Origin of the sequence: Hafnia alvei, assembly GCF_964063325.1 — a bacterium.
GTDB classification, from domain to species: Bacteria; Pseudomonadota; Gammaproteobacteria; order Enterobacterales; family Enterobacteriaceae; genus Hafnia; species Hafnia alvei_B.
Map to the genome: position 1 here is coordinate 3,729,253 of NZ_OZ061315.1, position 17,346 is coordinate 3,746,598.

Here is a 17,346-nt window from a genome sequence, read left to right on the forward strand (position 1 = left end):
GCCCTGAAAGATTGAATATCAGAACGTTAACCATCCGTTCTGTCGGAAGCAAGCCCTTATTCGCACGACTCGGCGGTAACTGCGTTGCGGCGTACCATAAACATATGACACAGCCAGATCACCGCAACCAGTCCAACGCAGCCAAGCGCGCCCCATGCGATATCGCTAAACACGCTGATATACGCCATCACGGAGTGTGCCGTCGCTTCCCCGCCTTGTTCAAATGAAACTTCGGCGGTTTGATTAGCGATAATACCCGCAAGATAATTGGCTATCGATCCAGTCGCCAACATGTAGATCCCGGTAAGGACGCCCGTCACTCCCGGGATTTTCAGCCGAGTGATCTGTGCCATCGCCACTGGATCGATAAAGAGTTCTGCGCATCCCATCACCGCTAGACCTAAAACGGTTAATGCCATTGAACCTTGGCCATGAACCGCCGCCCAGCGAGCGTTGAAGGTAAGAATGCCGAAGCCCGCGCTGATCAGCACCAGTCCAAGGGCAAACTTGCCCCAAATGCGCAATATACGGTTGCCGTTGCTATTTTCGCGAACCAGCCAAGCCAGAACAACACCGCTTAGCATGACGGCAAAACCGTTAACCGATTGGAACACCGCCGTAGGAATGGTGAAAGAGAACCATTGGCGATTCACAAAGCGGTCGATGAACAAGCTGATTGAGCTGCCGCCCTGTTGGGCAAACGCCCAGAACAGCGTACCGAGCAGCATTAAAATCACAATTTGCAGCAGGCCTTTACGCTGATCTGGCTCTGCTCGACGATAAATGCTCACCATAATAATAATGGCCGCAGCGCACACCAGCGCCAACGCGTAGCTTGACCAGTCGCGCCAGAAAAGAACCGCGACAAAGAGTGGAGAAAGAACCACCGCCGCCAGCAACCATCCCCAGTTAGGAATGCGCAGCGTTTTATTTTTCATACCCTGATGGTTCACACCAACGGTATGGCGGAAATGTTTGTGTCCGCATAAGAAGATAATCAAACCGGCAAACATGCCGATTCCGGCTAATGCGAAGCCGACGTGCCAGCCATACTGTTCTGCAGCAAGGCCGCAGGCAATGGGGGCAACGATCGAACCAATGTTTCCAGCGGCATACAGCAAGGAGAAACCGCCGTCACGGCGCGGATCTTCAGGAGCATAAAGCTCGCCCAGCAGGCAGCTGATATTGGATTTGAACAGCCCGTAACCACACACGATGATGGCTAAGGCTAAATAGAGAGATGAAGGTGAAACCGCACTAACGCCCAGAACCACATGGCCTAACGTCATCAGAATGGCTCCGGCTATCACCGCCATTCGATTACCCAGCAGCTTATCTGCAAGGATCCCACCGATAATTGGGGTAACGTAAACCAATGAAGCGTAAGCACTATATAGACTGAAAGCGTGGGTGTCGTTATACCCAAGCTGATGGGTGAGATAAAGGATCAGTAACGCACGCATGCCGTAAAAGCTGAAATATTCCCAGATTTGCAATGCTACGACATAGTAGATAGCGCGCGGTTGTGAGGGTGTTTTCATGTCATCTCCCATTTAAGGGGGTTGCATAATAAAAGGGGGCGCCCTTTAGCAGGACGCCCCCTCAGTCAGTCAATTACTTCTGTTCTTTGATAACTTTAACAGTGTAGCGACCGTCAGCCTGACGATATGCACCGTGGATATCAGTTTCAAAGCCTGGGTAATGTGCACCGATTTCGCACAGCATCTGCAAGAATTCCAGAACTGGACGGCTTTCTTCGGTCAACATTTCACCTGGCATTACCAAAGGAACTCCTGGAGGATATGGCAGGATCATGTTGGCATTAACTTTGCCGATCATCTCTTCCAGATAAACTTCTTCAGTCTGGCCACGCAGTTCTTTTTGGAACGCTGCATGTGGGTTCATAACCATGGTTGGCAGCACTTCAAATGCACGGTACATCAGGTCCGGCAGGTTGTGGTGTTGGATCAGCGCATGGATGCCCTGTGCCAAGTCCTGAATACGCATGTTTTCATAGAACTCTGGATCTTCACGATACAGTGAAGGCAGCATGTTCTTAACGCGCAGGTTCAAGTCGTATGAACGTTTGAACTCGGTCAGCGCACGCAGCAGGCTTAGTGCCTTAGTTTTGTCGATACCGATGCTGAACAGGAACAGCAGGTTGTATGGACCTGTTTTCTCAACGATGATGCCGTGTTCGTCTAAGTATTTAGAAACGATAGACGCTGGGATACCGGTATCAGCCATTGAGCCATCTTTCTGCATCCCTGGAGTCAACAGAGTGACTTTGATTGGGTCCAGATACATGTGGTCGTTGTCGATATCTTTAAAGCCATGCCAGCTGTCTTTGGAATCCAAAGGCCAGCATTTCGCTTCGTCGATACCTTCTGGCTGCCATACGTCGAAGAACCAGCCTTCAGACTCGGAGTTCAAACGTTTGATTTCTTTACGGAAACGAATCGCGCGTTCGATAGAACCGTTGATCAGGCGTTTACCGGCGTTACCTTTCATCATTGCAGCAGCGGTTTCGGTAGAAGCCACGATGCCGTAGTGAGGAGAAGTAGAGGTGTGCATCATGTAGGCTTCGTTGAAGGTTTCTTCGTTGATATCACCTTTAACGTGAATCATTGAAGCCTGAGAGAATGCTGCCAGCAGTTTGTGAGTAGACTGAGTTTCATAAATAACTTTGCCTTCTACACGGCCACCGCTCATACCACACAGGCCTTTGTAGATAGGGCTGAAGTTGGTGTAAGGAACCCATGCTGAGTCAAAGTGGATGGATTTAACGTCCAGCGCTTCTTTGATGTAGTCAGTGTTATACAGCAGACCGTCGTAGGTAGAGTTGGTCACTACGGCGTGAACTGGCCAGGTTGCATTTGGAGTCTGTGCAACGCGTTCAGCGATGATGTCGTGCTGGAATTCACTCTTAGGAATACCACCCAAGATGCCGTAAGCGTTACGGGTTGGACGGAAGTAGATAGGAGTGATGTCGCTCATCATCATCAGGTGAGTCAGAGACTTATGGCAGTTACGGTCAATCAGAACGGTGCTGCCAGCAGGTGCTGAGTACATACCAACGATTTTGTTCGCGGTAGAAGTACCGTTAGTCACCATGTAGCTGCGTTCTGCGTTGAAAGTACGCGCAATGTATTCTTCAGCTTCTTTGTGTGGACCTGAGTGGTCAAGCAGAGAACCCAGTTCACCCACAGAGATGGAGATATCAGATTTCATCGCGTTAGCGCCGAAGAAATCATAGAAGATGCTGCCCACTGGGGATTTCTGGAACGCAGTACCGCCCATGTGACCCGGAGTACAGAAGGTGTATTTGCCTTCTTTAACGTAGTTGAACAGTGCTTTGGTCAACGGAGGCAGAATTTCGTCGATGTATGCGTCAGTGCTCTGACGGATTTTCTGTGCGATATCCTGAGCTGCGCCCAGTGCGTATTCGAAGAACTCAACGTTCAGACGCAGATCGTTAAGGCTAACATCCAGAGTAGAGTGGGTGTTGGCAAAAGCATAGACAGGCAGATGTTCGTTCATCGCGCTGATTTCTTCGCACAGATCGAGATTATAAGTATCCCAGTCGAAGATAACGCCGCACAGACGTGCGTTGTTGTCGATGAGTTTCAGCAGGTCTTCACGGTCGTTTGGGTAAACAATCTGAAAATCGAGTGCTTCCAGTGCCTTGTGCAGTTCACGGATAGGCTCTTCTTTGAAGTAAACGCCCATGTGATTCAAGATGGCAATAATATTCATACTCTAATTCTCCAGGCAAAAAGCTGGCCCCTCTCTACTTTTCAGTAGAAGTACTTCAAACAGAGAGAGGCTGGATAAATTAATGGTCTTGCTGTGTGTAATCGAGAGGATTACTCAATTCGTTGTGTACTTGGCGGTTAGCCAAGTCACTTATGCGTTGCTGTCTGCGCTAGCTTGTGGTTTGCGTGAGTTCATTTTACGTGCATAGAACATCAGGATAACCAGGCTCACGATGAAGGTACCGGACAGTTCGAATGAACCCGCACCCATCAGAGCGATAAAGCAGAAGCAACAACCCAGAACCGATGCAACCAGGCTCAGCAGGTTTTTCACGTTAACGCCTTCGAAACGAATCAGGTCGATACATGAGTAGAAGTAAGGCAGCATAGTCAGCAGAACCGCGATACCAGTCAGTTCACCGAACAGGTCAGATGCTTTACCGCCGCTCGCGCTCATTACAGTGATCAGAATCATCAGTACGGTCATTTTCACTGCGGCTAACAGCAGGCCTTTCTTAGGAATGCCGTTTTTGTCCAGCTCGCCGTACACTTTAGGGAAGTTACCGTCTTTAGCAGCACGCACACCGGCTTGACCCACCAGCATCATCCAAGAACCTAAAGAGGTTAAACATGCAAATGCGGTGAAAGCAGAGACCACTGGAGCAGCCCAACCGCCAACCATCGTTGAAGCGCTCAGTGCGAACGGTGCACCAGAAGCAGCCATTTGGCTTGCTGGGTAAATACCCGCGATAACCTGAGTTGCTGCGATATAAACGATACCTGCCAGAGCAGTACCTAACATGGTTGCCAGTGGAACGGTACGAGATGGGTTTTTCACCATACCAGTACTTACCGCTGCAGATTCAACACCAACGAACGCCCACAGGCACAGCAGGATACTTTTGATAACCGCGTGGCTATCAGTACCGCCAGAAGTGTTCCAGTTAGCGTGATAAGTAGCAGGGTCAAACCAAGCCCAACCAGCGATAGCGGTACCGATAACTGGAATTAACACCAGAACCAGACCGATAGTGGTTAAACGGCTTACCCAAGTACCACCCAGCATATTCACAAAGGTGAAGATCCATACAATGGCGATACATGCTGCGCCAGCTGCAATTGGACTATTCAATACTGGGAAGAAAGTAGATAGATAAGAAACTGCGGTAATACCGATTGCTAAATTACCAATCCAGTTTGCATGGTAATAAAGAACACCGGTTTGGAAACCGAATGCCGGACCAATTTCACCAGCATAAGCAATAGGGCCACCTTCCTGAGGATTCTTAGTAGCCAAACGTGCATATACATACGCTAGAGACATTGCACCGATTAATGAAATGATCCAACCAAATATTGCGATGGAACCGAGACTCGCCAGGTTCGCAGGTAATAGTGCAATACCGCTCCCCATCATATTACCAGCTACTACGCCGGTGCAGGCAATTAGCCCGATTTTCTTGCTTGATGACATGGTCAGTTGCTCCTGATTAATTTTCAGAAAAGTCGTATTCACTCATTACCGCAGTTAGGTGTTCGACTTGATGGGATGCATGTTACTGACCGGCAAAATAAAAGTCCTAAAGGTAAAGTTAAATTATCAGCGTGTCCCAAGAAATGACATCTTGATATTTTTATTCACATGATAAAAAAACATCAAGAAACGCAAAATTAAACCAGTAAAAACAGCATGTTGACATAAAAATTACCCGTGTCTTTTCAAGATAAAAAACTGCATTGCGAAACAAAATTAACACATAATAAGACACAAAAAAACAACACATTTAATGCATATATTTTTCATTGTCAGTAAGGAATTCGAGGAAGGTTTATAATTCTTTGGGGGTAAAAAAAGCCTGCTCCTTTATAAGGGAACAGGCCAGATTAAATATCATACAAATTAATTGTTATCGGAGAAGTCGTAATTCGCTAAGTAAGGGGCAACGCGGATAACATTGGTTTGGAAGACGCCATTTTTTATCCAATCCAAGGTATTATTTCCTGGGCGTAAATTGAAGGCGGTAATATAAGCATCCGCAGCAAGGTTATTTTCCCCTTTCAACTCGTAGACTTTACCAAGTAAGACATAATTTAACCAAGACATCTCTAAATCTATGCCTTTATTAATCATATTAAAGGCTTCATCAACTTTACCCTGACTTAAATAATCGACCGCATATATCTGCTGAACAATCGCGCTATTCTGCAATAAAGGAATCGCCTCAACGTCAGTAATTTCTTTACGAAGAGCGGCGAGATCTGATGCATTAAACGGCTGGTATGAATTCAGCAATATATCTACCAGCGCTTTTTCTGCACGCGCATAGATAAAGTCCGGCGATTGTTTTGTAATCTGGGCAAGTAAGGTACTGGCCTGATTTAATGAATCGCTGTCCCCCTGGATCAAAAGCTGATGTGCCTGATAATAGAGCTGCAGTACCTGACTGTGCTGCGGCACCAGCGTCTCAATTCTTTGTACCATGCTAGAAGGTTGAACCACTTTTAGCGTTTGGAACATGCTATCGATGAAATCCTTCTGCACCGTCAGCAAATTATCCGTCGTAATAAAGTAGCGTTTCTCCAGCATCACTGAGCTATCAGCGTTATCAATCAGACGCACAGACAAGAAACATTGCTGCGCGCGGTAGTGCCTCTGATTCACAAACTCAATGAACATAGATTTGCCTGAACTACTCGGCCCACCATAGTTATAGTTGGTTTGATCGTGCACTAAAAACGTTGAATGGGTATTCAAGCCTTGCGCTAGCATTTCACTCAAGCCGACTACGTACGAAAGCTGATTCGTCCAGTTGGTGCAACTGTTCCCACCCTGAATACGGATATCAATATCACGCGGATTCAGCAGCATCGGCGCAGGTGCCACAGGCACTCGCTGGTTAAAAACAGCTAAACCAACAAGCGAAATACACAGCACCAGCGAGGATAGAAATGCTACCCAGACCCAAAAACGTGAACGCCACAGCTTAGATGAACGTTTTTTATCACCCGCATCTTTTGGTACAGCGTCTGGACTGGCCGTTTGGACATGGCTAAGCGATGATTGCTCAGGATGAACATCTGATGTAGGTGCAGTATTCGATATCGAGCTGCCATCTTCCGGCTCATGCTCAATGACCACTTTAACCGGCGTTTGAGTCGGTAAGATAAAATCAGCCCCGCCCTCTTCGCACCAGATAACCGGTTCAACCAGCTTATAACCACGTTTAGGCACCGTCACGATGTACTCAGGCGCGTCAGGTCGCCCGTCTTTTAAATATTTCCTCAGCTCAGAGATACACTGAGTCACCACATGATTGGTGACAATATTACGTTTCCATACGTTATCAATTAGTTCATCCCTGCTTAGTACCGTATCGGGATGATGAGCAAAGTAGCTCAGCATATCGATGAGGCGAGGCTCTAGCACTAATAAACGACCATCACGGGTGATCTTATTATCAGCGGCTAAAACCAACCATTCGCCAACGCGGAAAGTTTGCTCTTGCATGGTGTGCTAAGGCTCAGAGGGAAATGGAAAGAAGCGCGCAATAGTAGCACAGCGGGACTTGTTACACAGTAAACCGCAGCATCCTATGCACTTTTGGTATTATATTTTCAGCAATTGGTACTATTTTTCAAGTCATCACTCACTTGATAGAGCTCAAGCGGCAGCCCATCAGGATCAGAGAAAAATGTAAATCGACGTTCCGTATAGGGATCAATGCGTACCTCTTCACAATGCACCGCGTGCTTTTCCAAATGTTTTACCGCACGATCAATATTATCGACGCTAAATGCCAAGTGGCGCAAACCGCAGGCTTCAGGCCTAGACACTCGAGCGGGAGGCTTGGGAAATGAAAACAGCTCAATCGTATAGTCCCCGTTAAGCGCTAAATCCCCTTTCCAAGAATCACGCTCTGCACGATAAACTTCGCTCAGTAACGTAAAACCTAAAACATCACAGTAGAAAGACTTACTGCGTTGATAATCCGACGCAATAATTGCGATGTGGTGGATTTTATTGAGTTTCACATAGCCTCCAAATGCAAACGATTCTCGGGAAAATTACCCCTTAACCATGTAGAAAGCAATTTTACGCTGACAAAAAGCGCTTCATAAAGTGTAAGCCAAACAGCAAAAATTGAACGAACGATAAAAACAACAAAGCCCGGCATAACCGGGCTTTAGAATGAGCATCACTCGTGATGAAGATCAGCAGTAACCGTAGTTCATCAGACGCTGGTAGCGACGATTCAACAGTTCTTCTGTTTCTAACACATCAAGATCGCCTAAATCAGCTAACAGCTGTGCTTTCAGGGATGCAGCAATCGCAGGAACATCGCGATGCGCACCACCCAAAGGTTCAGGGATAACGGAGTCAATCAGCTTTAGTTCTTTCAGACGCGGAGCAGTAATACCCATCGCATCTGCGGCTAATGGCGCTTTATCGGCGCTCTTCCACAGAATTGAGGCGCAACCTTCCGGAGAGATAACGGAGTAGGTGCTGTACTGCAGCATGTTAACTTTATCGCCAACGCCGATAGCCAACGCGCCACCAGAACCACCTTCACCAATCACGGTGCAGATAACTGGCACGGTCAAACCTGACATTTCACGCAGGTTACGAGCGATAGCTTCGGACTGACCACGCTCTTCAGCACCCACGCCAGGATATGCTCCTGGGGTATCGATGAAGGTAATGATTGGCAGTTTAAAGCGCTCGGCCATTTCCATCAGACGCAAAGCCTTACGGTATCCTTCCGGCGCAGGCATACCAAAGTTGCGGCGGATTTTCTCTTTGGTTTCACGTCCTTTCTGATGACCAATAATCATCACCGCGCGACCATTCAAACGAGCCATACCACCGACAATCGCCTTATCATCAGCATAGGCGCGATCGCCTGCCAACTCATCGAAGTCAGTAAAGATATGCTCGATATAATCCAGCGTATAAGGACGACGCGGATGGCGCGCTAACTGCGCAACCTGCCATGCACCCAGATCAGAAAATATCTTACGCGTCAGTTCAACGCTCTTATCACGCAGGCGCTGTACTTCTTCGTCGATATTAATATCTAATTTTTCGTCTTGACGGCTGACTGAAGTTAGCGAGTCAATTTTCGCTTCAAGTTCTGCAATCGGCTGTTCAAAATCCAGAAAATTCAGACTCATAGTATTCCTATATTAGTCAAATTCCAGTTCAACCTGTTCATTACCCACTAGAGTACGAAGGTCAACTAGCAGGCGATCTGTCGGCGTTACCCGCCAGGCCGCGCCAAATCTTAACTTAGCGCGTGCATTATCACGTTGATAGTATAAATGCACTGGAATCGTCCCCGACCGATGTGGTTCCAACGAGTCACGGAGACGGTTTAAAAGCTGGTCATCAATTTGCCTGTCAGTCAGCGAGATAGCAAGCCCACGCGCATATTTTTCGCGTGCTTCACTGATGTCCATTAGCTCGCGGGCGATCATTTTAAGCCCACCGCTAAAGTCATCAAAGCTGACCTGTCCGCTGGCTATCAGGATACGGTCTTTTTCCAGCAAATGTTGATATTTATCGAGCGCATCGGTAAATAGCATCACTTCGAGACGGCCGGAACGGTCATCCAGTGTACAAACCCCGATGCGGTTACCCCGCTTAGTGGTCATAACTCGCGCTGCTACTACGAGTCCAACCGCAGTGGTCATTTTGCCCCGATCCGTCGGATGCATATCTTTTAGGCGCATGCCACCGGCGTAGCGCTCTATCTCCTTCAGGTATTGGGTGATGGGGTGTCCTGTTAGGTATAAACCCAGCGTTTCACGTTCGCCATCCAATACCACCTGAGCAGGCCACGGCGCAACGCTGCTATAGGATTTCTCAACTTGTTCAGGTGCTTCGGCCAGCACGCCAAACATATCCACCTGACCAATCGCCTCTGCTTTGGCGTGTTGGTCAGCGGCTTTCAATGCGTCATTTAGCGAATTCATCAGTGCGGCACGATGCGGACCTAAACGGTCAAACGCACCAGACATGATGAGCTTCTCCAGCATACGTCGGTTTAGCTTTTTAGTGTCTGTTCTAGCACACAGATCAAATAACTCTTTGAAATGTCCGCCTTCGTTACGTGCGTCGATGATAGCCTCAATCGGCCCTTCACCCACACCTTTAATCGCACCAATGCCGTAGACTATCTCGCCATCGTCATTCACATGGAAATGATACTGCCCGCTGTTGATATCCGGCGGCAGCACTTTTAGCCCCATGCGCCAGCATTCGTCTACTAAGCCAACGACTTTTTCGGTGTTATCCATATCGGCAGTCATAACCGCAGCCATAAACTCGGCCGGATAATGAGCCTTTAACCAAAGCGTTTGATATGAAACCAGCGCATAGGCAGCGGAGTGAGATTTGTTAAACCCGTAGCCGGCAAATTTCTCCACTAGATCGAAGATTTTAACCGCCAGTTCACCATCAACGCCGCGCGCTTTAGCTCCGTCTTCGAACCCACCACGCTGCTTAGCCATTTCAACAGGATTCTTTTTGCCCATTGCACGACGAAGCATATCTGCGCCGCCTAGCGTATAACCGGCGAGCACCTGAGCAATCTGCATAACCTGTTCTTGATACAGGATAATGCCGTAGGTCGGCTCGAGCACCGGTTTCAGCGACTCATGCTGCCACTGAACGTCAGGGTAAGACACCTCTTCGCGCCCGTGCTTACGGTCGATAAAGTTATCAACCATCCCTGACTGCAAAGGACCGGGGCGGAAAAGCGCCACCAATGCGATCATATCTTCGAAGCAGTCAGGCTTCAGACGTTTGATTAAATCTTTCATGCCGCGCGATTCAAGCTGGAATACCGCTGTGGTTTCCGAGCGTTGCAGCATATCGAAGCTTTTTTTATCGTCGAGCGGAATGGCCGCAATATCGATTGGCTCTTCGCCCGTTTTAGCACGGCGGGCATTAATCATCTCAAGCGCCCAGTCGATAATCGTCAGCGTTCGCAGGCCCAAGAAGTCAAACTTAACCAGACCAGCGTACTCTACGTCGCTTTTATCAAACTGTGTGACAGGGTGATTACCTTCAGAGTCGCAGTATAGCGGCGCAAAGTCAGTAATTTTGGTCGGTGAAATCACCACCCCACCGGCGTGCTTACCGGCGTTACGCGTGACGCCTTCAAGCTTACGCGCCATGTCGATCAGCGCACGAACCTCTTCGTCAGCCTCATAAATTTCTGGCAGCTGCGGTTCGGCCTCAAAAGCTTTCGCCAGCGTCATGCCCGGCTCTGGCGGTACTAGTTTTGATATACGATCGACAAAACCATACGGATGCCCTAACACGCGGCCAACGTCGCGGATAACCGCTTTCGCCGCCATGGTACCGAAGGTAATAATCTGCGATACCGCGTCACGTCCGTACATTTCAGCCACGTGATCGATAACCCGGTCACGTTTTTCCATGCAAAAGTCGACGTCAAAGTCAGGCATGGAAACACGTTCTGGGTTCAAGAATCGTTCGAACAGCAGATCGAACTCCAGCGGATCCAGATCGGTGATTTTCAGCGCATAGGCTACTAACGACCCCGCACCAGAACCACGACCTGGCCCTACTGGTACGCCATTATCTTTCGACCACTGAATAAACTCCATCACGATCAGGAAGTAGCCGGGGAATCCCATCTGGTTGATAACTTTAAGTTCAACCTCTAAACGCTCGTCATATTCAGGACGGCGTTTGGCGCGCTCTTCAGGATCGGGGAATAAAAACTCGAGACGTTCTTCCAAGCCCTGCTTGGATTTTGCCACCAAGAAGTCTTCTGTCGACATCTCGCCGGTCGGAAACTGTGGCAGGAAATACTCACCTAACCGGATCGTCACGTTACAACGCTTAGCAATCTCTACGCTGTTTTCAAGCGATTCGGGGATGTCGGCAAACAGCTCACACATCTCTTCTTCGCTGCGCATGTACTGCTGAGCGCTGTAGTTTTTAGGCCGTTTGGGATCGTCTAAGGTGAAACCGTCATGGATAGCGACGCGAATTTCATGAGCATCGAAATCACCGGTTTCTAAAAAACGTACATCGTTGGTAGCCACCACCGGAAGATCGCGCTCTTCAGCCAAGGCCACGGCAAAATGCAGATAGCTTTCTTCATCAGGGCGGCCCGTGCGGATAAGCTCCAGATAGTAGCTATCGGGGAAATATTGCTGATAAAAATCAACGCACTCATGCGCTAGCTGCTGGTTGCCACGCAGCAGCATTTTGCCCACGTCACCTTGGCGTGCGCCTGACAGCAATATCAGCCCTTCACGGTATTCAATCAGCCAATCACGGTCGATAACCGGGCCATCGGCACCATACCCGCGTTGATAGGCATGTGAAATAAGCAGGGTTAGGTTTTGATAGCCGGTGTTATTTGCCGCCAATATGGTCAAATGGGAAAGCTCATCGCCCAGCATTTCGCTCTTAACCAATACATCGGCGCCGATAATTGGCTTAATTCCAGCCCCGTGCGCCGCGCCATAAAACTTCACTAGCCCGCACATATTAGTATGGTCAGTAATCGCAAAGGCAGGCATACCCAGCGCAGCCACTTTCTTAACCAATGGGCCGACTTTCGCCAGCCCATCGATCATGGAATAGTCACTGTGAACGCGCAAATGTATGAAACGTGGTTCTGCCATATGTCAATTACTCGTCTAAAAACCTGTTACTAAAGAGGTAAATACATGGGGGCTAATTAAATAAGCCCAAGAACACGTTTAACCGGCCCAAAGCTGCGACGGTGGTGTTCTGTTGCTCCCAACTGCGCTAAGCGCTCAAGATGGAAAGCCGTTGGATAGCCTTTATGCTGTGCAAAACCATAGTCTGGGAACTGAGCATCCAGAACTTCCATTTCACGGTCGCGGGTGACTTTAGCCAAAATAGAGGCCGCACTAATTTCAGCCACACGACTATCACCCTTCACCACAGCCTGAGAAGCCATCGGCAATTTCGGGCAACGATTACCATCAATCAGCACAAAATCAGGTTCGATCGATAATCCTGCAACAGCTCTTTGCATCGCCAGCATAGTGGCATGCAGGATGTTCAACTCATCAATTTCGTGCGGCTCTGCGCGGCCTAAGCTCCAGCTCAGCGCTTTCTCAATAATTTCTTCATACAACGCGTTACGGCGCTTTTCGCTTAATTTCTTCGAATCGGCCAAGCCCGCAATCGGACGCGCAGGATCGAGGATCACTGCCGCAGTGACAACCGCGCCAACCAAAGGTCCGCGTCCTACTTCATCAACGCCTGCAATTCGCTGCGCGATAGGATAGACAAAAATGTCACTCACTGAATTGGTGCTCATTGAATTACGGCCTATTGATTAACTTATTGATTAACTAAAGACAGCACCGCATCGGCCGCTTGTTCATCGGCGCCGCAGCGGATACTTTGGTGCAATTCGAGGAAGGTCTTTTGCAAGACTTTAGTGGCTTCACCACCTTCTAACAGCGGCAGTAAAGCAGCGGCTAATTTTTCAGGCTGGCAATCGTGCTGTAGCAGCTCTTGTACCAACTCACGGCGCGCCAACAGATTCGGCAATGAAACATAATCGGTTTTCACCAGACGCTCAGCCAACCAGAAGGTGAACGGTTTCATGCGGTAGCCAACCACCATTGGGCATTTCGCCAGCATACATTCCAGCGCCGCCGTACCAGAAGCTAACAGCGCCGCATCGCTGGCGTACATCGCATTACGCGCTTGCCCATCGAGAAGATGAGCGGTTAATTCTGGTGCTACTTCAGCTTTAATCCGTTCAAACTGTTCGCGACGCTTGGCGTTGACCAGCGGTACCACGATTTCTAATGCCGGATACTTCTCCCGCAAGATCGTCGCTGTTTTTAAGAAGTCAGCACTCAACATTTCAACTTCAGCGCTACGGCTGCCCGGCAGTAACGCTAAACACAATGCATCGGGAGCAATACCCAATGCTTGACGCGCGGCCTGTTTATCCGGGTTGAGCGGCATTGCATCAGCCATCGTATGACCAATGAAACGGCATGGAACATTGAATCTGTCATAAAACGCTTTTTCAAAAGGCAGAAAGGCTAAAACCAAATCGGTTGCCTTGCCAATTTTGAAAACACGCTTCTGTCGCCACGCCCACACTGAGGGGCTGACATAATGAATGGTTCGAATACCTTTCTGCTTTAAGCGGCCTTCCAGCGTGATATTAAAATCAGGCGCATCAATACCGACGAAAACATCAGGCTTAAGCTCGGTAAAGCGTTGGGTCAGTTCACGGCGAATTTTAAGTAGACGAGGCAGGCGTTCGAGAACTTCAACAATCCCCATCACCGCCAGCTCTTCCATTTCAAACCAGGCTTCACAGCCTTCGGCTTGCATCAAAGGACCGGCTACGCCGACAAAACGCGCATTGGGGTGACGCGCTTTCAGAGCACGGATTAAACCCGCACCAAGGATATCGCCGGAGGTTTCCCCGGCGACCAGACCAATCGTCAGCGGACGCGAAACGCGATCCACCGACAACGAGTCAGAGGCTATCTGAGATAACGTCATAGCTTAGCGGATAATGCCGCGAGTCGAACGCTCAAAGAAATCAACGAACAGCTGAACAGCGGGTTGCTGTTTGGCTAACTCGGCAATTTCTGGCTTGGCTTCTTCTAGCGTTTTTCCGCTACGATAGAGGATCTTGTATGCATTACGAATCGCATGCAGAGACTCTTTTTCGAAACCACGGCGCTTCAGGCCTTCAATATTCAGGCCGAACGGCGTTGCATGGTTACCCTGTGCAATCACATACGGAGGCACGTCCTGCGCGACGCCAGAACAGCCGCCGACCATCACATGCGCACCAATCACACAGAACTGGTGAACCGCTGTCATTCCACCGATGATCGCAAAATCATCAACCGTAACATGACCACCTAACGTTGCGTTGTTAGCGAAAATACAACGGTTACCGATGACACAATCGTGCGCGATATGCGCATTAATCATCAGCAAGTTATCGCTACCTACTTTCGTTAGGTTACCGCCCTGTGCAGTACCACGATGAATGGTGACACTCTCGCGAATACGGTTACGATCGCCGATTTCTACGCGGGTAGGTTCGCCAGCATATTTAAGATCCTGATTCACTTCACCAATAGAGGAGAACTGATAGATCTCGTTATCACGGCCAATTTTAGTAATGCCATTGACGACGACATGGGACTTCAGCACGGTACCTTCGCCGATTTCCACTTGGGAGCCGACGTAGCAAAAAGGACCGATATGCACACCGGCACCAATGACTGCGCCGTCTTCGACTATGGCACTTGGATGGATAAAGGCGGTTGGGTCAATCACGTATTAGGCCTCCCGGCTACGGGCACACATCATTGAAGCTTCGCAAACAATCTTACCGTCTACTTTGGCAACACCGTTAAAGCGAGCTACGCCGCGGCGCTCTTTGAGGAATTCAACTTCCAGAATCATCTGGTCGCCCGGCTGAACGGGACGTTTAAAGCGAGCATCGTCAATACCAGCAAAATAGTACAACTCGCCTGGCTCCAGTTTGCCCGCGCTTTTGAATGCCAGAATACCGGTGGCCTGAGCCATAGCTTCTAGAATCAACACGCCTGGGAAAATCGGTTTGCCAGGGAAGTGGCCCTGGAAAAACGGCTCGTTAAAAGTAACGTTTTTCACTGCACGCAGGAATTTGCCTTCTTCAAAATCAAGAACGCGATCCACTAAAAGGAACGGAAAACGGTGCGGCAGTAACTCTAAAATCTCGGAAATATTGAGAGTATGAGTGTCAGTAGTCAAAATACTCTTCCTGTAGGAAAACTAATTGTCATCAACAACACGGCCCGCCTCATGTCTACAAGAGACGATGATGCAGGCCGCAAATCGTTTTATACCCAGTAAAACAGGGTAAATGCCAGGAATATGTATTCACTGACAAAGGTATGGCTTTAGTCGTTAGTCATTAGTGACTTTCTTTTCAACGGCTTTTAGACGCTTATTGATTTCATCAATATTCATCACCAGAGCTGCCGTTTTACGCCATGCCTTGTTGGGTTGCAGCGGAATACCAGAGGAATAAATACCCGGTTCAGTGATAGGACGCATCACCATACCCATTCCCGTTACAACGGCTTTGTCGCAAATTTCCATGTGACCATTGATCACACTTGCACCGCCAATCTGGCAGTAACGACCAATCTTCAGACTGCCCGCCATGATAACACCGCCAGCAACTGCTGTATTGTCGCCAATCATAACGTTATGTGCAATCTGGCATTGATTGTCGATAATTACGCCGTTGCCAATGATGGTGTCATCCAAAGCGCCACGGTCGATGGTGGTACATGCGCCAATTTCAACGCGATCGCCGATACGTACCGTGCCGAGCTGTGGAATTTTAATCCAATTGCCGCGATCGTTAGCATAACCAAAACCATCAGCGCCGATAACGGTTCCTGACTGAATCAGACATTTCTCACCGATTTCGATTTGATGATAAACGCTAACGTTGGCCCACAGGCGTGTGCCTGAACCAATTTTCGTGAACTTACCGACGAAGCAACCAGCACCAATGATGACGTTGTCGCCTAGCACGACGCCCTCTTCAATAACCGCATTGGCGCCAACAGAAACATTGCTGCCAAGCTGAGCCGTTGCATCAATCACCGCACTCGGTGCAATATCTTTTGCCGGAGCCGGTGTTGTATCCATAATCTGTGCCATCAGTGCGTAGGTTAAGTAAGGGTTTCTTACTACCAACGCCGCCGATGTACAGAAAGGCAGATCCGCTTCAGTCAACACCACAGCGCTTGCATTGCAAGCAGCTAATTGTTCACGGTAGCGACTGTTAGATAAAAAAGTGATTTGCTGCGATTTTGCCGAATGCATTGAAGCAACGCCGGTGATGACGATATCGCCATCACCGTGAAGCTCTGCATTCAACTGCTGAGCGAGATCAGCGAGTCGAATTGAAGCCATGCCTTATTTAACCTGTTTCAGCACTTGTGCAGTGATGTCGTTGGAAGAATCAGCATAAGCAACAGCATTTGCATCAATAACCAGATCGTAGCCTTTGTCTTTAGCAACGGCACGAACTGCATCCTGAATGCGGCTCAACAGCTTATTACGTTCTTCGCCCTGACGACGACGGTTATCCTGCTCAAAAGCCTGTGCTTTCTGAGAGAAAGCGTCACGCTGTGCCATGATGTCTTTTTCCATCTTGGTACGATCGCTAGCTTTCATGGTAGAACCATCACGTTGCAGTTTTTGCATTTTTGACTGCAGATCACGTTCCTGGCCCTGCAACTCAGTTGCGCGGCTCTTGAATTCGTTCTCCAGTTGTTTTGCAACGGTTGCACGCTGTGGCAACTGCTGGAAGATGCTGGATACGTTTACAATTGCAATCTTATCAGCAGCTTGTACGTTAGCAGAAACTGCTAATGCCATGCCCAGACCTGCCGCATATAACCACTTTTTCAATTTAGACTCCTTACCATCACCCATATGTGTCGACGACACGTATACCGCATAGGCACCGACCCATAGTGTCTCTCACAACGTCCATTATAAAAGAACGCTCTGAGTGGAACT

13 protein-coding genes are annotated in these 17,346 nt (G+C 48.7%); all 13 read right to left on the reverse strand.

All coding sequences use genetic code 11. The annotated features are described in order from the left end of the window. Positions 1-56: 56 nt before the first annotated feature. Positions 57-1,541, reverse strand: coding sequence for a dipeptide permease DtpD (gene dtpD / locus AB3Y96_RS17570; protein ID WP_367299832.1), 1,485 nt, complete (start codon positions 1,539-1,541; stop codon positions 57-59). A 73-nt stretch (positions 1,542-1,614) separates the two neighbouring features. Further along, entirely contained in the window at positions 1,615-3,756 is a 2,142-nt protein-coding gene (locus tag AB3Y96_RS17575; protein ID WP_367299833.1) for a lysine decarboxylase CadA, read from the reverse strand. Between the two features lie 150 nt (positions 3,757-3,906). Continuing rightward, positions 3,907-5,229: a cadaverine/lysine antiporter gene (gene cadB, locus AB3Y96_RS17580; RefSeq protein WP_072309695.1), complete on the reverse strand. Its 1,323-nt coding sequence runs from the start codon at positions 5,227-5,229 to the stop codon at positions 3,907-3,909. A gap of 426 nt (positions 5,230-5,655) precedes the next feature. After that, the gene (gene cadC, locus AB3Y96_RS17585) at positions 5,656-7,263 is read right to left on the reverse strand and encodes a lysine decarboxylation/transport transcriptional activator CadC (RefSeq protein ID WP_367299834.1); all 1,608 of its coding nucleotides are present in this window, start codon (positions 7,261-7,263) and stop codon (positions 5,656-5,658) included. Between the two features lie 107 nt (positions 7,264-7,370). Further along, positions 7,371-7,787 (reverse strand): VOC family protein, encoded by a 417-nt coding sequence (locus tag AB3Y96_RS17590; protein ID WP_072309693.1) that lies wholly within the window; start codon positions 7,785-7,787, stop codon positions 7,371-7,373. Between the two features lie 180 nt (positions 7,788-7,967). Next, on the reverse strand, positions 7,968-8,927 hold the full coding sequence (gene accA, locus AB3Y96_RS17595; protein WP_025800211.1) for an acetyl-CoA carboxylase carboxyl transferase subunit alpha: 960 nt from the start codon (positions 8,925-8,927) through the stop codon (positions 7,968-7,970). A gap of 12 nt (positions 8,928-8,939) precedes the next feature. Then, positions 8,940-12,422 carry a DNA polymerase III subunit alpha gene (gene dnaE / locus AB3Y96_RS17600; protein WP_367299835.1) on the reverse strand — a complete coding sequence of 1,161 codons (3,483 nt, stop codon included), beginning with the start codon at positions 12,420-12,422 and terminating at the stop codon, positions 8,940-8,942. 56 nt (positions 12,423-12,478) lie between these two features. Further along, positions 12,479-13,090 carry a ribonuclease HII gene (gene rnhB / locus AB3Y96_RS17605; protein ID WP_367299836.1) on the reverse strand — a complete coding sequence of 204 codons (612 nt, stop codon included), beginning with the start codon at positions 13,088-13,090 and terminating at the stop codon, positions 12,479-12,481. Between the two features lie 23 nt (positions 13,091-13,113). Continuing rightward, a complete protein-coding gene (lpxB, locus tag AB3Y96_RS17610; RefSeq protein ID WP_072309691.1) occupies positions 13,114-14,304 on the reverse strand; it encodes a lipid-A-disaccharide synthase in 1,191 nt (396 codons plus the stop codon). 3 nt (positions 14,305-14,307) lie between these two features. Then, complete coding sequence (gene lpxA, locus AB3Y96_RS17615) at positions 14,308-15,096, reverse strand: acyl-ACP--UDP-N-acetylglucosamine O-acyltransferase (protein ID WP_061553608.1); 789 nt, start codon at positions 15,094-15,096, stop codon at positions 14,308-14,310. A gap of 3 nt (positions 15,097-15,099) precedes the next feature. Beyond that, complete coding sequence (gene fabZ, locus AB3Y96_RS17620) at positions 15,100-15,555, reverse strand: 3-hydroxyacyl-ACP dehydratase FabZ (RefSeq protein WP_025800216.1); 456 nt, start codon at positions 15,553-15,555, stop codon at positions 15,100-15,102. Between the two features lie 156 nt (positions 15,556-15,711). After that, entirely contained in the window at positions 15,712-16,734 is a 1,023-nt protein-coding gene (gene lpxD / locus AB3Y96_RS17625; RefSeq protein ID WP_367299837.1) for a UDP-3-O-(3-hydroxymyristoyl)glucosamine N-acyltransferase, read from the reverse strand. A gap of 3 nt (positions 16,735-16,737) precedes the next feature. Next, positions 16,738-17,235, reverse strand: coding sequence for a molecular chaperone Skp (skp, locus tag AB3Y96_RS17630; RefSeq protein ID WP_025800218.1), 498 nt, complete (start codon positions 17,233-17,235; stop codon positions 16,738-16,740). Positions 17,236-17,346 lie beyond the last annotated feature (111 nt).